This is a genomic window from Ruegeria sp. CDSC025, from assembly GCF_059610805.1.
This window is the reverse complement of the sequence record NZ_JBXWOJ010000008.1, coordinates 1-21,192: the sequence shown is the minus strand read 5'-3', so window position 1 is coordinate 21,192 and position 21,192 is coordinate 1. Positions and strand designations below refer to the sequence as shown.

Here is a 21,192-nt window from a genome sequence, read left to right as displayed (position 1 = left end):
GACGACAGGTTCATGGCGAAACGGTGGTACTCGGTCAGCGTTCTTTCGAATTTCGAAAAGAAGATCGCAGAGCAGATCCGCACGTCGGTGGCCGAGCAGGGCCTTGAGGATGACATTGACGAAGTTCTGGTGCCCACCGAAGAGGTGATCGAAGTGCGCCGGGGCAAGAAAGTCACAACCGAACGTCGCTTTATGCCGGGTTACGTGCTGGTACATATGGAAATGTCGGATCAAGGGTATCACCTGGTCAACTCGATCAACCGGGTCACTGGTTTTCTGGGTCCGCAAGGCCGCCCGATGCCGATGCGCGATGCCGAGGTGAACCAGATCCTCAACCGTGTCCAGGAGGGCGAAGAAGCGCCCAAGCTGATGATCTCGTTCGAGATTGGCGAGAAGGTCAAGGTGAATGACGGTCCGTTCGAAGATTTCGACGGCATGGTCGAAGGTGTGGATGACGATAACCAGAAGCTGAAGGTCTCGGTCTCGATCTTTGGTCGGGAAACCCCGGTCGAGCTGGACTTCACTCAGGTCACCAAACAAAGCTAATTTCCAATTAGCGAAATTTGACAACGCCGCGTTGCCCTGGGCACTGCGGCGTTTCTTGTTTTGGAGCCTTCAGCCCGTTATCAGACCTGGGCAAATCAGGGCGGAACTGATCTGTCGAAATCTGGATAATCTTTGTCGTATCCAATCGGGATGGAACCCGGCCGCCTGGCATATTTGGACAACCATGCAAGGCAAGTGGGCAGGTAGATGAAATTCATACATATCACAGATATCCACCTTGTTGACCAAGACGGGCACCTGAATGGCGGCGTTCCTTCGACCCAATTTGCCCGTTGCCTTGAGGATATCGCCAAATGGCATTCGGATGCAGCGTTTTGCGTGATATCCGGCGACCTGGCCGAGTTTGGAAGGGCTGAAGCCTATCAGGTGCTCAAGTCACATCTGGACGGTTTCCAGCTTCCTTGTCACCTGATGATCGGCAACCATGATGATCGTAAGGTTTTCAGAACGGTCTTTACGGATGACCCTGTGGATTCAAATGGCTTTGTTCAGCACAGCATCGAGATCGACGCGGGAAAGTTTATCTTTCTGGATACGACAAAAGACGGTGCGGATATGCATGAAGGCCAGCTGTGCACCTTGCGCTTGAATTGGCTGAAAGAACAGCTGATCTCGGCGGGGGATAAGCCCTGCTATTTGTTCATGCACCACCCGCCTTTTGACATCGGCATTCCCTATGTGGACGACATCCGCCTGGTCGAAGCCGAAGTGTTTTTTGAAACACTCGGTCACGGGCGTAACATTCGCCACGTCTTCTATGGGCATGTCCATCGCATGACCTATGTGAACTGGCGTGGCATCCCGTTCACCAGCCTGCCCAGCCTCAATCACCAAATCCCTCTGACTGCCGACAGTGTTGACGGGGAATTCTGTGATGAACCGCCAGCCTATGGTGTTGTGCAGATCGCGGACGACCAGATGACTGTGCACTATAACACCTTTCTGCAGCGCAATCCGCTTCATCAGACCTGAGATATGGAACTTGGCCTGATTGTTCTGGTTCTGATTTCGGCGGCGACACATCCGCTGCGGGATCTGTTGTTGAAAGACACGGCGCATCCGGTGTCCTGTTATGTTGGTGTAGCGCTGACCTGGGTCATTCTTGCGGCACTTCACGCCCGACTGGTTGGCCAGCCCCTGACCCTCAGCCGCGAGGTCTGGCCTCTGGTGCTGGTTTCTTCCCTGGGGTTGAGCTTTTATTACTATGGCACGCTTTCAGCCCTGCGCCGGGGCAACCTTTCGGTGTATTATCCGGTCATCCGGTCCTCGCCGATTGCCATCGTTGCCTTTAGCTGGCTTGCGCTGGATCAACAGTATTCGTGGCTCATCCTTGTAGGGATTTCGCTGGTCCTGATGGGCAACCTGATGATCCAGAAATCTCCGGGCGGATTGCTGCATGATCACAAGGCTTTTGCGCTGGCTGTCATGGCGATGCTTGGCTCGGCCGCCTATTCGCTGAGCGATGCAGGCGCTATGCAAAAAACAACCCCCGCGCCTTTCCTGTTCTACTGTTATATCCTGGTGACATTGACCCTTGCCGGCATCCGGGCCTGGGAAGATCGCCATATGTCGACCCCATTTCTAGGCGTGGTACGAGGCTGGACACTCGCCCCGTGGCGGATCGTATTCGCAGGGATTGCGTCCTATCTATCCTACCTTTTTATCCTGAAAGCTTTCCAGTTAGGCGCCGAGGCCGCACCTGTCAGCGCGGTCCGGCAGGCCTCGATTCCGGTATCCGTAGTCCTTGCCGCGCTCGTCCTGAAAGAGCCGCGCTTTCTTCACCGCATCGGCTGGGCCTGCCTGATCGCGCTTGGGATATTGGCAATCACACAGTCCTGATTAGCCTTTGCGCGACAACTGGCAAGCAAGGCAGAGGTGCACCAGGTTTTCTACATCACTCGGCGAGGTGGCGAAGCGCCCAAGCTGATGATCTCGTTTGAAATCGGCGAGTAGATCACGGCCTACTCTGGTCCATTCGTGGATTTCGACGGGATGGTCGAGGGCGTGGATGACCAGAGGCAGGAGGCAAAATTTATTCGGTGGATTTTGAGGCGTCGCATTGCCCTAGCCAGTGCAGGATCTTGGCTGGCTGAACGTTTACATTGATGATCTGGGTTGGTACAAAACTGCCCTATTGATTTGACCGAATGTTTTTTTCGAAAAGTGACCACAAGGCGTTTTTCATGCGTGCGTTCATCTATTTTGTTTTCTTGATTTTGGCTGCGTGTACCGCTGATGTTTTGTCACCCGAAGTGTTGTCCTCGAAAGTAGCGCGCGCATCGTCCGCAGAGCTGTGTTCCGCATATCGGCTCCCAAGTACGACATTGCGGGGGAAACTGATGATCGAAGCAGAGCTGGCTGCTCGAAAAGTGAACCAATGTGGTTATAGCAATTATGGTCAGTACAGCCTGTCTACAGCTGGGACCAAATCCTACGAGCGACCGTTTTCATCCGAGGCAGCAGGGGGTGACTATGATTGTGATGACTTTCCGAATGGCGCAGCAGCGCAAAGGTTCTTCTTAGCCTCTGGTGGACCTGTATCTGATCCACATAATATGGATCTTGATGGCGATGGTCTCGCGTGTGAGTGGGGTGCTCAGATCAGGAGAGTATCTTCGTACCGCCGACCGGTTGCCAGCGTTAGGCGCGTGACCTCACGATGCTACACGGGTCCAAGAGGCGGAACCTACACAATCACGGCGAGTGGAAACAAGAACTATGGCGGCTGCTAAGTTGCTCTGATAGCCCGCAAGGTTGTGCATGTAGCGGGTGCAATCTCATTGGGCGATGACAGATGCTGGTTTGCTGTTGCTTAGCATTTGTGCGAGGGTCGGTTTGGGTTCGATGTGGCTGCTTCAGGCCGTGATTCAAACCCTTGCCAACACTTCCGTTCCCCTGTAAATGCCGCCTCTATCGTCTTTGGGCGAGATTCTCTCGTGGGAGATTACCGGGATCGCGATCCCGGATCGGACCACGCAACATAATCTGGGTGAAACGCGTTTCACTTTAGTTGAAAGGAAAACCAAATGGCCAAGAAGCTTGCTGGTACAATGAAACTGCAGGTTCCTGCAGGTCAGGCGAACCCGTCGCCGCCAGTTGGTCCGGCGCTGGGTCAGCGCGGCATCAACATCATGGAATTCTGCAAGGCGTTCAACGCCAAGACCGCAGACATGGAGCAAGGCGCGCCTTGCCCGACCGTGATCACCTATTATCAGGACAAGTCCTTCACCATGGACATCAAGACGCCACCAGCGTCTTATTACCTGAAGAAAGCAGCTGGCCTGAAGCCGGTTGGCAAGCGTAATCGCCCCCGTGGTGCGGAAAACCCAGGTCGTGAGACCGTGGCATCCGTGACCTCGAAGCAGGTTCGCGAAATCGCCGAAGCCAAAATGAAAGATCTGAACGCCAACGACGTCGAAGGCGCAATGCAGATCATCCTGGGCTCGGCCCGCTCTATGGGCATCGAGGTGAAGTAAGATGGCAAAACTCGGTAAACGTACCCGCGCTGCGCGCGAAGCTGTCGCTGGCAAGGAAAACCTGTCGGTCGAAGAAGCAGTTGCCCTGGTCAAAGCCAACGCAACTTCGAAATTCGATGAGACCATCGAAATCGCTCTGAACCTGGGCGTTGACACCCGTCACGCGGACCAGATGGTTCGTGGCGTTGTTGGCCTGCCGAATGGCACCGGTAAAACAATGCGCGTTGCTGTATTCGCTCGTGGCCCCAAGGCTGACGAAGCGAAAGAAGCAGGCGCGGACATCATCGGCGCAGAAGACCTGATGGAAACCATTCAGGGCGGCACCATTGAATTCGATCGTTGCATAGCAACCCCGGACATGATGCCCATCGTTGGTCGTCTTGGTAAAGTTCTGGGCCCCCGCAACCTGATGCCGAACCCCAAGGTTGGCACTGTGACCATGGACGTGAAAGCGGCCGTAGAAGCAGCTAAAGGCGGCGAAGTTCAGTTCAAAGCTGAAAAAGGCGGCGTTGTGCACGCTGGCGTTGGCAAAGCGTCCTTCGACGAAGCCAAATTGGCAGAAAACGTTCGTGCATTTGTGACCGCTGTTGCCAAAGCCAAGCCAACAGGCGCCAAAGGCACCTACATGAAGAAAATCGCGCTGAGCTCGACCATGGGCCCGGGCGTGACTCTGGATGTGGCTGCTGCTGCGGGCGAATAAGCCCCTAGCCTATAGCTAAAATGACTAGACCCGAACGGTGAAGGCTGTTCGGGTCTTTCTTTTTCAGCCCTCACTCATACACGGCTTGCAGGCGCAGGTTCAGGCGGTCTCTGCGAAAGCTCTCGTATTCGCTGCAGGTTCTGTCCAATCGCCATAGGTCCAGCCAATCCATCGCCAGACGTGCGCGCATGCACATATCCAAAACGTCCATCTGAATTGGATGGCGATATTTGCGAAAGAACATGTCTTTGTTCGTTTTCAGGATGCCGCTTGGATCAATCTGATCACCAGTGCCATCACGAAAGATATCGGACTTTAGAAAGTCGACAATATCATATACAGCCAGCTTTTCCCGCGTTTCGGTAAAATCCAGGCCGATCATTTCGCCTTGCCCGACGATCAGATTTTGACTGTGACAATCTCCGTGTGCAAGGACCAGCAGTTCAGGGGTGCCTTTTAGCTGTAATGCCTCGTCAGTCAGATGCTGTACCATATTCCGCCCCCAGGGCTGTGCTATGTCCGGGGCAAGACGTAGCAAAGCCTGAAGCCTGTCGATCATCCAGCTAGGGCGGAAATCATAGGTCTTGATGGGTTGAAAGCTGTGCAGCTCGTTCAGCCACGATCCGGCGCGGCGATAGATGCGGCCGATCTGGTCGTCATCCAGGCTGTTATGGATAAGATCCGCAGCGGTGGGGCGGTCAATAAACTGCGTCACAAAAAACGCCTCACCCGGTGAAATATAGACTGGATCGACAACCCCCGCGGTTTCGTACTGCGCAAAGTGGTCGGTCAGCTTTCTGAGCATATCAAACTCATCGCGCAAACGTCCCGTCCCGGGCGATTCCGTATCGACCTTTAGGGCATAGTCCTGGCGCGCACCTCGGACCCTGAGCACTATACGCGAGCCCGCAAAATCATGAGAACGATAGACGCACTCGAAACCCGCCGGTCCATCCTCTGGCGTTTGATCCAGGAACTCCTGAACAAAGCCGCGCGCGCGTTCGTATTCGTCTGTGGTGAGAGTCAGCATTCAGGGATGGATACCTAAGAAGAAAGGGGCTTAGCCAGACTGGACCTCAGCGTATGGAACATGTCAATCTAGGACACTGTTCCGATGCCGGCTGCGCTGCTCGATCATTTCCGGTTTCGGCCCAATTTACCCCTTGGAAACCCGGCGTAACTGCCATAAAGAGAGCTGCGAAGTAAAGCGTGCGATTCGTCGTGCGCTTTATTTTGTTTCGTCCAAGACGGTGGGTGGTGTCATCTGACCCCTTAATTCCCTGCCTGAGACGGGTAAGACCAAAGAATTCTGAGGGCTTCGATCCTCGGGCGAATTTTGGCTAATCCCGTAACAACGGACCTGAACGCCGGAGCGTAAGCTGCGGCAAATATGAGCCGGGGTGAGATATCACCCCTAACTTGGAGAAAACTGTGGATAGAGCCCAGAAAGAGAAAGTGGTCGACGAGCTCGGCCAAATCTTCGAAAGCTCTGGCGTCGTAGTGGTTGCACACTACGCCGGTCTGACAGTTGCCGAGATGCAGGACCTTCGCGCACGTGCTCGTGACGCGGGTGGTGCCGTGCGTGTTGCCAAGAACAGGCTCGCCAAAATCGCCCTCGACGGAAAGCCATGTGAAAGCATTGCCGACCTGCTGACGGGGATGACCGTTCTGACCTATTCTGAGGACCCTGTGGCAGCAGCCAAAGTGGCCCAGGACTACGCCAAAGAGAACCAAAAGTTCGAAATTCTTGGCGGTGCAATGGGTGAGAACGCTCTGGATCGTGCCGGCGTTGAAGCCGTGTCCAAAATGCCTTCGCGCGAGGAGCTTATTGCTACTATCGCGGGCATGCTGGGCGCACCTGCTTCGAACATCGCTGGCGCAATTGGCGCACCTGCAAGCAACATCGCAAGCATCCTTTCCACCATCGAAGAGAAGGCGGAAGCTGCGTAAGCGGTTGGCACTGAATGATCTGCGTAGGGTAGTCACCCTGACGTTGGAACACACACTGTAAACGGAAAGAGCTGATAAAATGGCTGATCTGAAAGCACTCGCAGAAAGCATCGTGGGTCTGACCCTGCTGGAAGCACAAGAACTGAAAACCATCCTCAAAGACGAATATGGCATCGAGCCCGCAGCAGGCGGCGCAGTTGTCATGGCAGCCGGTGGCGACGCCGGTGGCGCAGCTGAGGAAGAAAAAACCGAATTCGACGTCGTTCTGAAGAACGCCGGCGCTTCGAAAATCAACGTGATCAAAGAAGTTCGCGGCATCACCGGTCTGGGCCTGAAAGAAGCCAAAGAGCTGGTCGAAGCTGGCGGCAAGATCAAAGAAGCTGTGTCGAAAGACGAAGCCGAAGACATCAAAGGCAAGCTGGAAGCAGCTGGCGCCGAGGTCGAACTGGCCTAAGTCAGTCTTTTGGTGCATCGCAGATGCACCGGAAATTTGGCTGGTCCCGGAGAAATCCGGGTCCAGCCGAACCTGTCTTAGAAAGGACCTCATGGATTGGGGTGTTTTCTAAGACGCGGTTCATGGATCGGGAGGCCGCCATTCGGGACGGTGGCCACGAATTGATCCGGACGTGTTGTCTCTAATGTGCAAGGCACCGGGGCCCGACGGTGTCTTTGTCCGCTGAGAACATCGAAAGGTGACATCTGACATGGCTCAATCGTTCCTTGGCCAGAAACGTCTTCGGAAATATTACGGCAAAATCCGCGAAGTGCTGGAGATGCCGAACCTCATTGAGGTACAAAAATCTTCATATGATCTATTCCTGCGCTCCGGCGATGCAGATGTGCCGACAGACGGCGAAGGCATCAAAGGCGTGTTCCAGTCGGTTTTCCCGATCAAGGATTTCAACGAAACCTCCGTTCTGGAGTTCGTGAAATACGATTTGGAAAAACCCAAATACGACGTCGAAGAGTGCATGCAGCGCGACATGACCTACAGCGCGCCGCTGAAAGTCACTCTGCGTCTGATCGTGTTTGATGTCGACGAGGACACTGGCGCCAAGTCGGTCAAAGACATCAAGGAACAGGACGTGTTCATGGGGGATATGCCCCTGATGACACCAAACGGGACGTTCATTGTGAACGGTACCGAGCGTGTGATCGTGTCCCAGATGCACCGTTCGCCCGGTGTGTTCTTTGACCACGACAAGGGCAAGACCCATTCCTCGGGCAAGCTGTTGTTTGCCTGCCGCATCATCCCGTATCGCGGCAGCTGGCTGGACTTTGAGTTCGACGCCAAGGACATCGTGTTCGCCCGTATCGACCGTCGCCGCAAACTGCCTGTGACAACGCTGCTGTATGCGCTGGGTCTGGATCAAGAAGCGATCATGGACGCCTATTACAACACGGTGTCGTACAAGCTGGACAAGAAGAAGGGCTGGATAGCACCGTTCTTCCCCGAGCGTGCACGCGGTACGCGTCCGACCTATGACCTGATCGACGCCAAATCCGGTGAAGTGATTGCCGAAGCGGGCAAGAAAGTTACCCCGCGCGCGGTCAAGAAGCTGATCGATGAAGGCAACGTCACCGAGCTGTTGGTTCCGTTCGATCACATCGTCGGGAAGTTTGTCGCCAAGGACATCATCAACGAAGAAACCGGCGCGATCTATGTCGAAGCTGGTGATGAGCTGACGCTGGAATACGACAAAGACGGCGAGCTGATCGGAGGCACCGCGAAAGAGCTGATCGACGCGGGCGTCACTGATATTCCGGTTCTGGATATCGACAACATCAATGTCGGCCCCTACATGCGCAACACCATGGCGGCAGACAAGAACATGGGCCGCGACACAGCGCTGATGGATATCTATCGCGTCATGCGCCCGGGTGAGCCGCCCACCGTCGAAGCGGCCTCGGCGCTGTTCGAAACGCTGTTCTTTGACAGCGAGCGCTATGACCTGTCCGCCGTTGGCCGTGTAAAGATGAACATGCGTCTGGCTCTGGATGCGCCCGATACGCTGCGCACCCTGCGCCGCGAAGACATCGTGGCCTGCATCAAGGCTCTGGTTGAACTGCGTGACGGCAAAGGGGACATCGACGATATCGACCACCTCGGCAACCGTCGTGTGCGTTCGGTCGGCGAACTGATGGAAAACCAGTACCGCGTTGGCCTGCTGCGCATGGAGCGCGCGATCAAAGAGCGTATGTCGTCGGTCGAGATCGACACCGTCATGCCTCAGGACCTGATCAATGCGAAACCGGCTGCTGCTGCTGTCCGCGAATTCTTCGGCTCGTCGCAGCTGTCGCAGTTCATGGACCAGACCAACCCGCTGTCGGAAGTTACCCACAAACGCCGCCTTTCGGCGCTTGGCCCCGGTGGCCTGACACGCGAGCGTGCGGGCTTTGAGGTGCGCGACGTTCATCCGACACACTATGGCCGGATGTGCCCGATTGAAACGCCGGAAGGCCCGAACATCGGTCTGATCAACTCGCTGGCGACCTTTGCCCGTGTGAACAAGTATGGCTTCATCGAAACACCGTACCGTGTCGTCAAAGACGCCGAGGTGACTGATGAGGTTCACTACATGTCCGCGACCGAGGAAATGCGTCACACGGTGGCACAGGCGAACGCGACACTGGATTCGGATGGCAAGTTCATCAACGATCTGGTTTCGACCCGTCAGTCAGGTGACTACACTCTGGCCCCGCGCGAGAATGTGGACCTGATCGACGTCAGCCCAAAACAGCTGGTATCGGTTGCTGCATCGCTGATCCCGTTCCTTGAAAATGACGATGCTAACCGCGCTCTGATGGGCTCGAACATGCAACGTCAGGCGGTTCCGCTGCTGCGGGCCGAGGCACCGCTGATTGGTACCGGAATCGAGGAAAAGGTTGCGATTGACTCAGGTGCTGCGATTCAGGCGAAACGCGCCGGTATCATCGATCAGGTCGATGCCCAGCGTATCGTTATCCGCGCGACTGAGGATCTGGAACTGGGCGACGCTGGCGTTGACATCTATCGTCTGCGCAAATTCCAGCGGTCGAACCAGAACACCTGCATCAACCAGCGTCCGCTGATCAAAGTGGGTGACACCGTCCAGAAGGGCGAAGTCATTGCTGATGGTCCGTCGACCGATATGGGTGAACTGGCCCTGGGTAAGAACGTGGTCGTCGCGTTCATGCCGTGGAACGGTTACAACTACGAAGACTCGATCCTGATCTCGGAACGTATTGCGCGTGACGACGTCTTTACCTCGGTCCATATCGAGGAATTTGAAGTCGCCGCCCGTGACACCAAGCTGGGTCCGGAAGAGATCACCCGCGATATTCCGAATGTCGGTGAAGAAGCGCTGCGTAACCTCGACGAGGCGGGCATCGTTTACATCGGCGCGGATGTTGAACCGGGCGATATCCTGGTCGGCAAGATCACTCCGAAGGGCGAAAGCCCGATGACCCCGGAAGAAAAGCTGCTGCGCGCTATCTTTGGCGAAAAAGCATCTGACGTACGCGACACTTCGCTGCGCGTGAAGCCGGGCGATTACGGTACGGTCGTTGAGGTCCGCGTCTTCAACCGTCACGGCGTCGAGAAAGACGAGCGTGCGCTGCAGATCGAGCGGGAAGAAGTCGAACGTCTGGCCCGTGACCGGGACGACGAGTTGGCGATCCTGGACCGCAACATCTATGCGCGTCTGCAAGGCCTGATCATGGGTAAAACCGCGGTCAAAGGCCCGAAAGGCGTCAAGCCAGGGTCGGTGATCACCGAGGACCTGTTGGAAACCCTGACCCGTGGTCAGTGGTGGCAGCTGGCGCTGGAAGATGAGCAGGACGCACAGATCGTTGAGGCTCTGAACGAGCAGTACGAAGTGCAAAAGCGTGCTCTGGACGCCCGTTTCGAAGACAAGGTCGAGAAGGTTCGTCGCGGCGACGACCTGCCGCCGGGTGTGATGAAGATGGTCAAAGTCTTCATCGCCGTGAAGCGCAAGCTGCAGCCGGGCGATAAGATGGCCGGTCGTCACGGGAACAAAGGTGTAATTTCCAAGGTTGTTCCGATGGAAGACATGCCGTTCCTGGCCGATGGCACGCCGGTTGACTTCTGTCTGAACCCGCTGGGTGTTCCTTCGCGTATGAACGTTGGTCAGATCCTTGAAACCCACATGGGTTGGGCCGCGCGCGGTCTGGGTCTGAACATCGACGACGCGCTGGGTGAATATCGCCGCTCTGGCGACCTGACCCCGGTTCGCGAAGCAATGAAGCTGGCCTATGGCGACGATGTCTATGAAGAAGGCATCACTGGCATGGACGAGGGTCACCTGATCGAGGCTGCGGGCAACGTGACCCGTGGTGTTCCAATCGCGACTCCGGTCTTTGATGGCGCCAAAGAGGCAGACGTCAATGACGCTCTGGTGCGCGCGGGCTTCTCGCAAAGCGGTCAGTCGGTTCTGTTCGACGGTCGTACGGGTGAGCAGTTTGCACGTCCGGTGACCGTGGGCATCAAGTACCTGCTGAAACTGCACCACCTTGTGGATGACAAAATCCACGCGCGTTCAACCGGGCCTTACAGCCTGGTTACCCAGCAGCCGCTGGGTGGTAAGGCGCAGTTCGGTGGTCAGCGCTTTGGTGAGATGGAAGTCTGGGCTCTGGAAGCTTACGGCGCCGCCTACACCCTGCAGGAAATGCTCACCGTGAAATCGGATGACGTCGCCGGCCGGACCAAAGTGTACGAGTCGATCGTCAAGGGCGAGGATAACTTTGAAGCGGGCGTACCGGAATCGTTTAACGTTCTGGTGAAAGAAGTCCGTGGCCTCGGCCTGAATATGGAACTCCTGGATGCGGAGGAAGAGTAGGGGCGGCAACGCCCCAAACTCATCCCATCCCAATTTGTAAGGACGCAAAATGAACCAGGAAATTACCAATAACCCGTTCAACCCGCTGACGCCGCCTAAGGTCTTTGACGAGATCAAGGTCTCATTGGCCAGCCCGGAACGGATCCTCTCTTGGTCTTATGGCGAGATCAAGAAACCCGAAACCATCAACTACCGGACGTTCAAACCCGAACGTGACGGTCTGTTCTGCGCGCGTATCTTTGGCCCGATCAAAGATTACGAATGTCTGTGCGGTAAATATAAGCGGATGAAATATCGCGGCGTTGTCTGCGAGAAATGCGGTGTGGAAGTCACCCTGCAGAAAGTCCGCCGCGAGCGTATGGGTCATATCGAGCTGGCCGCGCCCGTCGCACACATTTGGTTCCTGAAATCGCTGCCGTCCCGCATCGGTCTGATGCTGGACATGACGCTGCGCGATCTGGAACGCGTTCTGTACTTTGAAAACTATGTCGTCATCGAGCCCGGTCTGACCGACCTCTCCTATGGTCAGATGCTGACCGAAGAAGAGTTCATGGACGCGCAGGATGCCTATGGCATGGACGCGTTCACCGCGAACATCGGTGCCGAAGCTATCCGTGAGATGCTGGCCCAGATCGATCTGGAAGCCGAAGCCGAACAGCTGCGTGCTGATCTGGCCGAAGCAACCGGTGAACTGAAGCCCAAGAAGATCATCAAGCGTCTGAAGGTTGTTGAATCCTTCCTTGAGTCGGGCAACCGGCCTGAGTGGATGGTGATGACCGTAATCCCGGTGATTCCGCCGGAACTGCGTCCGCTGGTTCCACTGGATGGTGGTCGTTTTGCGACTTCGGATCTGAACGATCTGTATCGCCGCGTCATCAACCGGAACAACCGTCTGAAGCGTCTGATCGAACTGCGCGCACCTGACATCATCGTCCGCAACGAAAAGCGGATGCTGCAGGAATCCGTCGATGCTCTGTTCGACAATGGCCGTCGTGGCCGCGTGATCACCGGCGCCAATAAGCGTCCGCTGAAATCGCTTTCGGACATGCTGAAGGGTAAGCAGGGTCGCTTCCGTCAAAACCTTCTGGGTAAGCGCGTCGACTTCTCGGGCCGTTCGGTCATCGTGACCGGTCCGGAACTCAAGCTGCACCAGTGTGGTCTGCCCAAAAAGATGGCGCTGGAACTGTTCAAGCCGTTCATCTACTCGCGCCTTGAAGCCAAGGGTCTGTCTTCGACCGTGAAACAGGCGAAGAAACTGGTCGAGAAAGAGCGTCCCGAAGTGTGGGATATCCTCGACGAGGTGATCCGCGAACACCCTGTCATGCTGAACCGTGCGCCGACCCTGCACCGTCTTGGCATTCAGGCGTTTGAACCGGTTCTGATCGAAGGTAAAGCCATCCAGCTGCACCCGTTGGTCTGTTCGGCCTTTAACGCCGACTTCGACGGTGACCAGATGGCCGTTCACGTCCCGCTGAGCCTTGAGGCCCAGCTGGAAGCCCGCGTGCTGATGATGTCGACAAACAACGTTCTGTCGCCAGCAAACGGCGCGCCGATCATCGTTCCCTCGCAGGATATGATCTTGGGTCTGTACTATGTGACACTGGAACGCGAAGGTATGCCGGGCGAAGGCAAGGTCTTTGGCTCGATCGACGAAGTTCAGCACGCGCTGGACGCCGGTGAAGTGCATCTGCACACCAAGATCACTGCGCGGATTACTCAGATCGACAGTGAAGGCAATGAAGTTCAACAGCGGTTTGAAACCACTCCGGGCCGAGTGCGCCTGGGTGCTCTGCTGCCGATGAACAACAAGGCGCCGTTCGAACTGGTCAACCGTTTGCTGCGGAAGAAAGAAGTGCAGCAGGTGATCGACACCGTCTACCGTTACTGCGGTCAGAAAGAGTCGGTCATCTTCTGTGACCAGATCATGTCGATGGGCTTTAAGGAAGCGTTCCGCGCCGGTATCTCGTTCGGTAAGGACGACATGGTGATCCCTGATGACAAATGGGGCATCGTCGATGAAACCCGTAGTCAGGTGAAGGATTTTGAACAGCAGTACATGGACGGCCTGATCACTCAGGGTGAAAAGTACAACAAAGTTGTTGATGCCTGGTCGAAGTGTAACGATCGTGTAACCGAAGCGATGATGAGCACGATCTCATCTTCGGATCGGGCAGAGGACGGGTCTGAAAAGGAACCGAACTCGGTCTACATGATGGCCCACTCGGGCGCGCGTGGCTCGGTCACTCAGATGAAACAGCTGGGCGGTATGCGCGGCCTGATGGCCAAACCAAACGGTGACATCATCGAGACGCCGATCATCTCGAACTTCAAGGAAGGTCTGACCGTTCTTGAATACTTCAACTCAACCCACGGCGCCCGTAAGGGTCTGTCGGATACTGCTCTGAAAACGGCGAACTCGGGTTACCTGACCCGTCGTCTGGTGGACGTGGCACAGGACTGCATCGTGCGTGAGCTCGATTGTGGAACCGAGCGTGCGATCACTGCGGAAGCCGCGGTAAACGACGGTGAAGTTGTTGCTTCGCTAGCCGAACGTGTGCTGGGCCGTGTCTCTGCCGATGACGTTCTGCGTCCCGGTACCGATGAGGTTCTGGTCGCTGCGGGTCAGCTGATTGACGAACGTATGGCTGATATCATTGATGAGGCCGCTGTTGCGTCGATGCGCATCCGTTCGCCTCTGACCTGTGAGTCCGAGGAAGGCGTCTGTGCAACCTGCTACGGTCGTGACCTTGCACGCGGTACTATGGTCAACACGGGTGAGGCTGTCGGCATCATCGCCGCCCAATCCATCGGTGAACCCGGTACGCAGTTGACAATGCGGACCTTCCACATCGGTGGTGTTGCGCAAGGTGGTCAGCAGTCGTTCCAGGAAGCCAGCCACGACGGTGTCGTTTCGTTCGAGAACCCGCAGATCCTGGTCAATTCCGCGGGCGAAAGCCTGGTCATGGGCCGGAACATGAAGATGGTGATCAAAGACGAACATGGCGAAGAGCGTGCCAACCACAAGTTGGGTTATGGCTCGAAGCTGTTCGTCAAGGATGGCACCAAGGTGAACCGTGGCGACAAGCTGTTCGAATGGGATCCTTACACCCTGCCGATCATCGCCGAAAAGTCCGGTACCGCGAAATATGTTGATCTGGTTTCGGGCATTGCTGTCCGCGACGTGACCGACGATGCGACCGGTATGACCCAGAAGATCGTGATCGACTGGCGCGCGGCCCCCAAAGGCAGCGACCTCAAGCCTGAGATCATTCTGGTTGGCGAAGATGGCGAACCGGTCCGTAACGATGCGGGCAACCCGGTTCACTATCCGATGTCGGTGGACGCGATCCTGTCGATCGAAGACGGTCAGCAGATCGAAGCTGGTGAAGTTGTCGCGCGTATCCCGCGTGAAGGTGCCAAGACCAAGGACATCACCGGTGGTCTGCCGCGTGTTGCCGAACTGTTCGAAGCTCGTCGCCCGAAAGATCACGCGATCATCGCAGAAGCCGATGGTTACGTGCGCTTTGGCCGCGACTACAAGAACAAGCGTCGCATCAGCATTGAGCCGGCTGACGAGTCCATGGAGACCATCGAGTATATGGTGCCCAAGGGTAAGCACATCCCGGTTGCAGAAGGTGACTTCATCCAGAAGGGTGAGTACCTGATGGACGGTAACCCGGCCCCGCATGACATCCTGTCCATCATGGGTGTCGAAGCGCTGGCGGATTACATGATCGACGAAGTGCAGGATGTTTATCGTCTGCAGGGCGTGAAGATCAACGACAAGCACATCGAAGTGATCGTGCGCCAGATGCTGCAGAAGTGGGAGATCCTGGATTCAGGTGACACCACCCTGCTGAAAGGCGAACATGTCGACAAGCAGGAGTTCGACGCGGCCAACGAGAAGACCCTCGCCCGCGGTGGACGTCCGGCTCAGGGCGAGCCGATCCTCTTGGGGATCACCAAAGCCTCGCTGCAGACGCGTTCGTTCATCTCGGCGGCGTCGTTCCAGGAAACCACACGCGTTCTGACCGAAGCTTCGGTTCAGGGTAAGAAAGACAAACTGGTTGGCCTGAAAGAGAACGTCATCGTCGGTCGTCTAATCCCAGCCGGTACCGGTGGCGCAACGCAAAGCGTACAGCGCGTCGCGCAGTCGCGTGACAACGTTGTCATCGAAGCCCGCCGGGAAGAGGCCGAAGCCGCCGCTGCTCTGGCTGCGCCGATGATGGATGACGATATGGTCGGGGATGAGCTGGATGTTCTGGTGGAAACACCGGAAAGCCGCGAATAAGCGATCCTACATTCCAAAGATCAGGCCCCGCGATTTCGCGGGGCCTTTTCATTTCAGGCTCGGGTGTGGCTCTGCATGAAGCGCCATTGGAAATGTCATGCTAGCAGAGCATTGGCGAGCGGAGCCATATTGACATCTCTTTCTTGAACGCCGCCAAATGCACTTCGTGGCCAAATGCGGAGTTCAAAAAGAGTGACGCCGAATTTCAGGGGTGCTTTGCTGATGATGGGCAGCATGGCTGCCTTCACCATCAATGACACTTTGATCAAGGCCGCCGGAGCCCAGATACCGCTGTTTCAGATGGTTGCCATCCGCGGGGTTTTGGCGACCATTCTGGTGTATCTTCTGGCACGGTACTATGGGGCGTTGCATCTGAACTTTCCGCGGCATGACAAGTGGTTGGTCGCGGCACGTTGTCTCGCCGAATTGTTGGCGACAATTTTCTTTTTGGTCGCGCTGCTGCATATGCCGTTGGCAAACGTGACGGCCATTCTGCTGGCCTTGCCATTAACCGTAACACTTGGAGCCGCGTTGTTTTTTCAAGAGTATATCGGTTGGCGTCGGATTCTTGCCATCGTTTTCGGGTTCGCCGGTATGTTGCTGATCGTTCGCCCGGGCACGGATGGTTTCAGCATCTACGCGATATATGCTTTGATCGCAGTTGCTTCGGTAACTGCCCGGGATTTGATTACGCGACGCATGTCGGTGCATGTGCCATCACTTGCAGTAACGCTGGCAACAACCGCGACGATTACATTGACGGCGGTTCTTGTCACCTCTGTCTCGGGCTGGGTTCCAGTTCCGGCAGCCGCCGGTTCGATGGTAGCGTGTGCTGCAGTCTTTGTTCTGACGGGATATTTGTTCAGCGTCATTGTCATGCGCGCTGGTGAGATCGGCTTTATCGCGCCGTTTCGTTATTCCAGTCTGATCTGGGCGTTGGGTTTGGGCTGGGCCGTATTTGGGGACTGGCCCGACAGGATTACGATGGCGGGCGCGGCCTTAGTGGTTGGGGCAGGAATGTTCATGCTGTTCCGTGAAAGGACGCGTCAATCTGCCGAATGAATGCGGCGAACGGCGTCCTGGTCGATGGCGAACCGTGCGATGAATTCGCCTTCCTGTTCAGAGGTTAGGGGGGACAGCTCGGTCTTGCTGTTTCGCGCATGCGGAGAATCGTTGAACTGGTTAAGCGTGCGGACCCACATAGGTGCGTCCGGATAGCTGATAACGGGCATGAAATTTCCGATCCGGTGATGCGCGAAATTCATGATCGTCAAGTCACTCCCCCCGTCGGAGTACATCGCAAAGCCGACCCCCAGCAAAGGTTGATACACCTGTGCCGCCCTGATGCCATCAGCACCGAAACGGGCCAGGAACCCCTGATTGTAGTCTATCGCAACGGTTCTGTGGTTCCGCATTAAGCCCTGACCCTCATCTGCGGCGATGCGCAAGCGCTCAACGAAATCGACCGAAACCGCATCGTCATCATCGTGGCGGAACTGGATGCAGGGGGCGTCCGGTTTGGTGCGTGCTGAATTCAGGATTTCTTTCATGACCCTGCGATGACGCTTTGGTTCGCGTGCGATTATCTGTACCTGAGGCATGCCCGCTGTTAAGTCGTAAAGACGTTCGCGTGCCGGGTTTGGCAGGCATGTACCGATCACGATGAGAAACTGAAAATCCTCGTCGGTTTGCTCTTTTATGCAGGGCAGGCTAGTAGTTTCAAACAGGCGAAACCGCTCTTCCAGCCGGTCAGATTGATACAGATAGGAGCGCCGGTCCTCGATCGTTTCGTGTTCGATCTGAAAGCCGCCATGGGCGGGATAGGAAAAACGACACAGGCCAAGTATTTGCATGATTCATCCGTGGTCCAGACCAATGGGCTGACTATGCCTGCACGGACCTGTTCCTGCAACGGGCGGTAAGACTGGATGAGCTTTGGTTCCAGCGCGAAACGGCCTGATGTGGAACGGATCAGCTGTACTGTTGACACTGGGTCCGACTCCCCCTATTACGCGCCACATCTCGGTACCGGGGGCCGCCCCAAAACCGATTTCAGTAATGAACTGGTCAAGGCCCGAACTCTTTTATCGTTCGCGCCCTCTGATAACAAACCGCGACGTTCACCTCGGAATGGGAACGCTCGCGGGTTTTGCGCTTGTGGACGCACGAGTGCAGCGAATTTAACCGCACGCATCACGCGTGCATGTCATGTGTGTTGCAAAACGGGGATATAACCGGAATGCCAACGATCCAACAGCTGATCCGCAAGCCGCGGCAGCCGAAAGTAAAACGCTCGAAGTCCATGCACCTGGAGCAGTGCCCGCAGAAACGCGGCGTCTGCACACGTGTTTACACAACCACACCGAAAAAGCCGAACTCGGCGATGCGTAAGGTTGCCAAAGTGCGCCTGACAAACGGGTTCGAGGTCATCTCGTACATCCCCGGTGAAAGCCACAACCTGCAGGAACACTCGGTTGTTCTGATCCGTGGCGGCCGTGTAAAAGACCTTCCCGGTGTCCGTTACCACATTCTGCGTGGTGTTTTGGATACCCAAGGCGTCAAAGACCGTAAGCAACGTCGTTCGAAATACGGCGCGAAGCGTCCCAAATAAGAAGGAGAGGCTGATATGTCACGTCGTCACGCCGCCGAAAAACGCGAAGTCCTGCCTGACGCCAAATTTGGCGACAAGGTACTGACTAAATTCATGAACAACCTGATGATCGACGGTAAAAAGTCGGTTGCAGAGCGCATCGTTTACAACGCCTTTGACCGCGTTGAAGGCAAGATCAAGCGCGCCCCTGTCGAAGTGTTCCACGAAGCACTCGACAACATCAAGCCGTCGGTCGAGGTTCGCTCGCGCCGGGTTGGTGGTGCAACTTATCAGGTTCCGGTCGAAGTGCGCCCCGAGCGCCGCGAAGCACTGGCCATCCGCTGGCTGATCACTGCTGCGCGTGGCCGCAACGAAAACACCATGGAAGAACGCCTCGCCGGTGAGCTGCTGGACGCTGTACAGTCCCGCGGTACCGCTGTGAAGAAGCGTGAAGACACCCACAAGATGGCCGAGGCGAACAAAGCCTTCAGCCACTACCGTTGGTAATTCCAGAGGCTTATTGAAATGGCACGCGAATATACACTCAACCATTACCGTAACTTCGGTATCATGGCGCATATCGATGCAGGTAAAACGACCTGCTCGGAACGCATCCTGTACTACACCGGCAAATCCCACAACATCGGTGAGGTGCACGACGGTGCAGCCACCATGGACTGGATGGAGCAGGAGCAGGAACGCGGAATCACTATCACTTCGGCTGCGACCACCACTTTCTGGGAACGCACTGAAGACGGTGAAACTGCTGACTCGCCCAAGCACCGCCTGAACATCATCGACACCCCCGGCCACGTTGACTTCACCATTGAAGTTGAGCGTTCGCTGGCGGTTCTCGACGGTGCCGTCTGCGTTCTTGACGCAAACGCCGGTGTTGAACCTCAGACCGAAACCGTGTGGCGTCAGGCTGACCGCTATAAGGTTCCACGGATGGTGTTCGTCAACAAGATGGACAAGATCGGCGCGGACTTCTTCAACTGCGTTGCAATGATCGAAGACCGTACCGGCGCACGCGCTGTTCCGGTTGGTATTCCGATCGGCGCAGAGACCGAATTGGAAGGCCTGATCGACCTGGTCACCATGGAAGAATGGCTGTGGCAGGGCGAAGACCTAGGCGCAAGCTGGGTCAAAGCACCGATCCGCGACAGCCTGAAGGACATGGCTGACGAATGGCGCGGTAAAATGGTCGAAGCGGCCGTCGAAATGGACGACGACGCGATGATGGAATACCTGGAAGGCAATGAGCCCGACGTTCCAACCCTGCGCGCCCTGCTGCGCAAAGGTACTCTGGAAATCGCGTTTGTTCCGGTTCTGGGTGGTTCGGCGTTCAAAAACAAAGGTGTTCAGCCGCTGCTGAACGCTGTGATCGACTATCTGCCCAGCCCGCTGGACGTTGTCGATTACATGGGCTTCAAACCCGGTGACGAAGAAGAAACCCGTAACATCGCCCGCCGTGCGGATGATGATATGGCGTTCTCGGGTCTGGCGTTCAAAATCATGAACGACCCCTTTGTTGGCTCGCTGACCTTTACCCGCATCTACTCGGGCACTCTGTCCAAGGGCGACACGCTTCTGAACTCGACCAAGGGTAAGAAAGAGCGTATCGGCCGGATGATGATGATGCACTCGAACGAACGTGAGGAAATCACCGAAGCGTTCGCGGGCGACATCATTGCGCTGGCAGGTCTGAAAGACACCACCACGGGCGACACTCTGTGTTCGACCGGCGATCCGGTAGTTCTGGAAACCATGACCTTCCCCGATCCGGTGATCGAGATCGCGGTTGAGCCGAAAACCAAGGCTGACCAGGAAAAAATGAGCCAGGGTCTGGGCCGTTTGGCCGCCGAAGACCCGTCTTTCCGTGTGGAAACTGATCTGGAATCGGGTCAGACCATCATGAAGGGCATGGGCGAACTTCACCTGGACATCCTGATTGACCGTCTCAAGCGTGAATTCAAGGTTGAAGCGAATATTGGTGCGCCGCAGGTGGCCTATCGCGAAACCATCGGTCACGAAGCCGAGATCGTTTACACCCACAAGAAACAGTCGGGTGGTTCGGGTCAGTTCGCCGAGGTGAAGATGATCATCACCCCAACAGAGCCGGGCGAAGGTTATTCGTTCGAATCTCGTGTTGTTGGTGGTTCGGTGCCCAAGGAATACATCCCGGGCGTTGAAAAAGGCATCAGATCCGTCATGGATAGCGGCCCGCTGGCTGGCTTCCCTGTGATCGACTTCAAGGTTGCCCTGATCGAAGGTAAATTCCACGATGTGGACTCTTCGGTTCTGGCCTTTGAAATCGCCGCTCGTATGGGTATGCGCGAAGGCATGCGCAAAGCGGGTGCGAAACTGCTTGAACCGATCATGAAGGTCGAAGTGATCACACCGGAAGAATATACCGGTGGCATCATTGGTGACCTGACATCGCGTCGGGGACAGGTTTCCGGGCAGGAAAACCGTGGCAACGCCATCGCGATTGACGCGTTTGTGCCGCTGGCCAACATGTTCGGCTACATCAACACCTTGCGTTCGATGTCGTCTGGCCGTGCCCAGTTCACCATGCAGTTCGACCACTACGATCCGGTTCCGCAGAACATCTCGGACGAGATCCAGGCGAAATACGCATAAGCGAAAATTTGAGGGAGCTCGATTAGCGGGCTCCCTTCATTACCGATAAAGGAGGCCATCATGGCAAAGGAAAAGTTTGAGCGTAATAAGCCGCACGTCAACATCGGCACGATTGGCCACGTTGACCACGGCAAGAC

General features: G+C 56.1%; 15 protein-coding genes. 13 read left to right on the top strand and 2 right to left on the bottom strand.

The features are described 5' to 3' along the window. Nucleotides 1-12: 12 nt before the first annotated feature. The 5 genes from nusG to rplA all read left to right on the top strand — a co-directional run bounded on the left by nusG (nt 13) and on the right by rplA (nt 4,743). The gene (gene nusG, locus AC2FH8_RS12525) at nt 13-546 is read left to right on the top strand and encodes a transcription termination/antitermination protein NusG (RefSeq protein ID WP_142637254.1); all 534 of its coding nucleotides are present in this window, start codon (nt 13-15) and stop codon (nt 544-546) included. 207 nt (nt 547-753) lie between these two features. Next, nucleotides 754-1,539, top strand: coding sequence for a phosphodiesterase (locus AC2FH8_RS12520; RefSeq protein WP_496689900.1), 786 nt, complete (start codon nt 754-756; stop codon nt 1,537-1,539). Nucleotides 1,540-1,542: 3 nt separating this feature from the next. Then, a complete protein-coding gene (locus AC2FH8_RS12515) occupies nt 1,543-2,406 on the top strand; it encodes an EamA family transporter (RefSeq protein WP_496689899.1) in 864 nt (287 codons plus the stop codon). 1,187 nt (nt 2,407-3,593) lie between these two features. Next, nucleotides 3,594-4,043, top strand: coding sequence for a 50S ribosomal protein L11 (gene rplK / locus AC2FH8_RS12510; protein ID WP_085823307.1), 450 nt, complete (start codon nt 3,594-3,596; stop codon nt 4,041-4,043). A gap of 1 nt (nt 4,044) precedes the next feature. Next, nucleotides 4,045-4,743 carry a 50S ribosomal protein L1 gene (rplA, locus tag AC2FH8_RS12505; RefSeq protein WP_142636917.1) on the top strand — a complete coding sequence of 233 codons (699 nt, stop codon included), beginning with the start codon at nt 4,045-4,047 and terminating at the stop codon, nt 4,741-4,743. A 70-nt stretch (nt 4,744-4,813) separates the two neighbouring features. On the opposite strand, the gene AC2FH8_RS12500 is transcribed toward rplA, so the two are convergent. Then, on the bottom strand, nt 4,814-5,773 hold the full coding sequence (locus AC2FH8_RS12500; protein ID WP_496689898.1) for a phosphotransferase: 960 nt from the start codon (nt 5,771-5,773) through the stop codon (nt 4,814-4,816). A 401-nt stretch (nt 5,774-6,174) separates the two neighbouring features. On the opposite strand from AC2FH8_RS12500, the gene rplJ reads away from it, so the two are divergent. The 5 genes from rplJ (at nt 6,175) to AC2FH8_RS12475 (ending at nt 16,884) form a co-directional block, all read left to right on the top strand. After that, nucleotides 6,175-6,693: a 50S ribosomal protein L10 gene (rplJ, locus tag AC2FH8_RS12495; RefSeq protein WP_142636913.1), complete on the top strand. Its 519-nt coding sequence runs from the start codon at nt 6,175-6,177 to the stop codon at nt 6,691-6,693. A 79-nt stretch (nt 6,694-6,772) separates the two neighbouring features. Further along, nucleotides 6,773-7,147, top strand: a complete 375-nt coding sequence (gene rplL / locus AC2FH8_RS12490) for a 50S ribosomal protein L7/L12 (RefSeq protein WP_142636911.1) — start codon at nt 6,773-6,775, stop codon at nt 7,145-7,147. Between the two features lie 250 nt (nt 7,148-7,397). Continuing rightward, nucleotides 7,398-11,531, top strand: a complete 4,134-nt coding sequence (rpoB, locus tag AC2FH8_RS12485) for a DNA-directed RNA polymerase subunit beta (RefSeq protein ID WP_142636910.1) — start codon at nt 7,398-7,400, stop codon at nt 11,529-11,531. A 49-nt stretch (nt 11,532-11,580) separates the two neighbouring features. Continuing rightward, nucleotides 11,581-15,822 carry a DNA-directed RNA polymerase subunit beta' gene (gene rpoC / locus AC2FH8_RS12480; protein ID WP_271949832.1) on the top strand — a complete coding sequence of 1,414 codons (4,242 nt, stop codon included), beginning with the start codon at nt 11,581-11,583 and terminating at the stop codon, nt 15,820-15,822. Nucleotides 15,823-15,996: 174 nt separating this feature from the next. Continuing rightward, entirely contained in the window at nt 15,997-16,884 is an 888-nt protein-coding gene (locus tag AC2FH8_RS12475) for a DMT family transporter (RefSeq protein WP_281995386.1), read from the top strand. Here AC2FH8_RS12475 and AC2FH8_RS12470 read toward each other — a convergent pair. Continuing rightward, nucleotides 16,869-17,675 (bottom strand): putative rhamnosyl transferase, encoded by an 807-nt coding sequence (locus tag AC2FH8_RS12470; RefSeq protein WP_281995385.1) that lies wholly within the window; start codon nt 17,673-17,675, stop codon nt 16,869-16,871. The genes AC2FH8_RS12475 and AC2FH8_RS12470 overlap by 16 nt on opposite strands. A gap of 386 nt (nt 17,676-18,061) precedes the next feature. Between AC2FH8_RS12470 and rpsL the strand changes: the two genes are divergently transcribed. Genes rpsL through fusA form a run of 3 tightly spaced genes read left to right on the top strand, consistent with a single transcriptional unit; the run spans nt 18,062 to nt 21,055 of the window. Continuing rightward, entirely contained in the window at nt 18,062-18,433 is a 372-nt protein-coding gene (rpsL, locus tag AC2FH8_RS12465; RefSeq protein ID WP_005621086.1) for a 30S ribosomal protein S12, read from the top strand. Nucleotides 18,434-18,448: 15 nt separating this feature from the next. Continuing rightward, nucleotides 18,449-18,919, top strand: coding sequence for a 30S ribosomal protein S7 (rpsG, locus tag AC2FH8_RS12460; RefSeq protein ID WP_008756926.1), 471 nt, complete (start codon nt 18,449-18,451; stop codon nt 18,917-18,919). Between the two features lie 18 nt (nt 18,920-18,937). After that, nucleotides 18,938-21,055: an elongation factor G gene (gene fusA / locus AC2FH8_RS12455; protein ID WP_281995384.1), complete on the top strand. Its 2,118-nt coding sequence runs from the start codon at nt 18,938-18,940 to the stop codon at nt 21,053-21,055. Nucleotides 21,056-21,192: the final 137 nt, after the last annotated feature.

Excerpts from the sequence above, each read along its gene's own strand:
- nusG (WP_142637254.1), top strand. The coding sequence starts at position 13 with ATGGCGAAACGGTGGTACTCGGTCAGCGTTCTTTCGAATTTCGAAAAG.
- AC2FH8_RS12515 (WP_496689899.1), top strand. The coding sequence starts at position 1,543 with ATGGAACTTGGCCTGATTGTTCTGGTTCTGATTTCGGCGGCGACACAT.
- rpoC (WP_271949832.1), top strand. The coding sequence starts at position 11,581 with ATGAACCAGGAAATTACCAATAACCCGTTCAACCCGCTGACGCCGCCT.
- rplA (WP_142636917.1), top strand. The coding sequence starts at position 4,045 with ATGGCAAAACTCGGTAAACGTACCCGCGCTGCGCGCGAAGCTGTCGCT.
- rpsL (WP_005621086.1), top strand. The coding sequence starts at position 18,062 with ATGCCAACGATCCAACAGCTGATCCGCAAGCCGCGGCAGCCGAAAGTA.
- AC2FH8_RS12520 (WP_496689900.1), top strand. The coding sequence starts at position 754 with ATGAAATTCATACATATCACAGATATCCACCTTGTTGACCAAGACGGG.
- rpoB (WP_142636910.1), top strand. The coding sequence starts at position 7,398 with ATGGCTCAATCGTTCCTTGGCCAGAAACGTCTTCGGAAATATTACGGC.
- rpsG (WP_008756926.1), top strand. The coding sequence starts at position 18,449 with ATGTCACGTCGTCACGCCGCCGAAAAACGCGAAGTCCTGCCTGACGCC.
- AC2FH8_RS12475 (WP_281995386.1), top strand. The coding sequence starts at position 15,997 with ATGCGGAGTTCAAAAAGAGTGACGCCGAATTTCAGGGGTGCTTTGCTG.
- AC2FH8_RS12500 (WP_496689898.1), bottom strand. The coding sequence starts at position 5,773 with ATGCTGACTCTCACCACAGACGAATACGAACGCGCGCGCGGCTTTGTT.
- rplL (WP_142636911.1), top strand. The coding sequence starts at position 6,773 with ATGGCTGATCTGAAAGCACTCGCAGAAAGCATCGTGGGTCTGACCCTG.
- rplK (WP_085823307.1), top strand. The coding sequence starts at position 3,594 with ATGGCCAAGAAGCTTGCTGGTACAATGAAACTGCAGGTTCCTGCAGGT.
- fusA (WP_281995384.1), top strand. The coding sequence starts at position 18,938 with ATGGCACGCGAATATACACTCAACCATTACCGTAACTTCGGTATCATG.
- AC2FH8_RS12470 (WP_281995385.1), bottom strand. The coding sequence starts at position 17,675 with ATGCAAATACTTGGCCTGTGTCGTTTTTCCTATCCCGCCCATGGCGGC.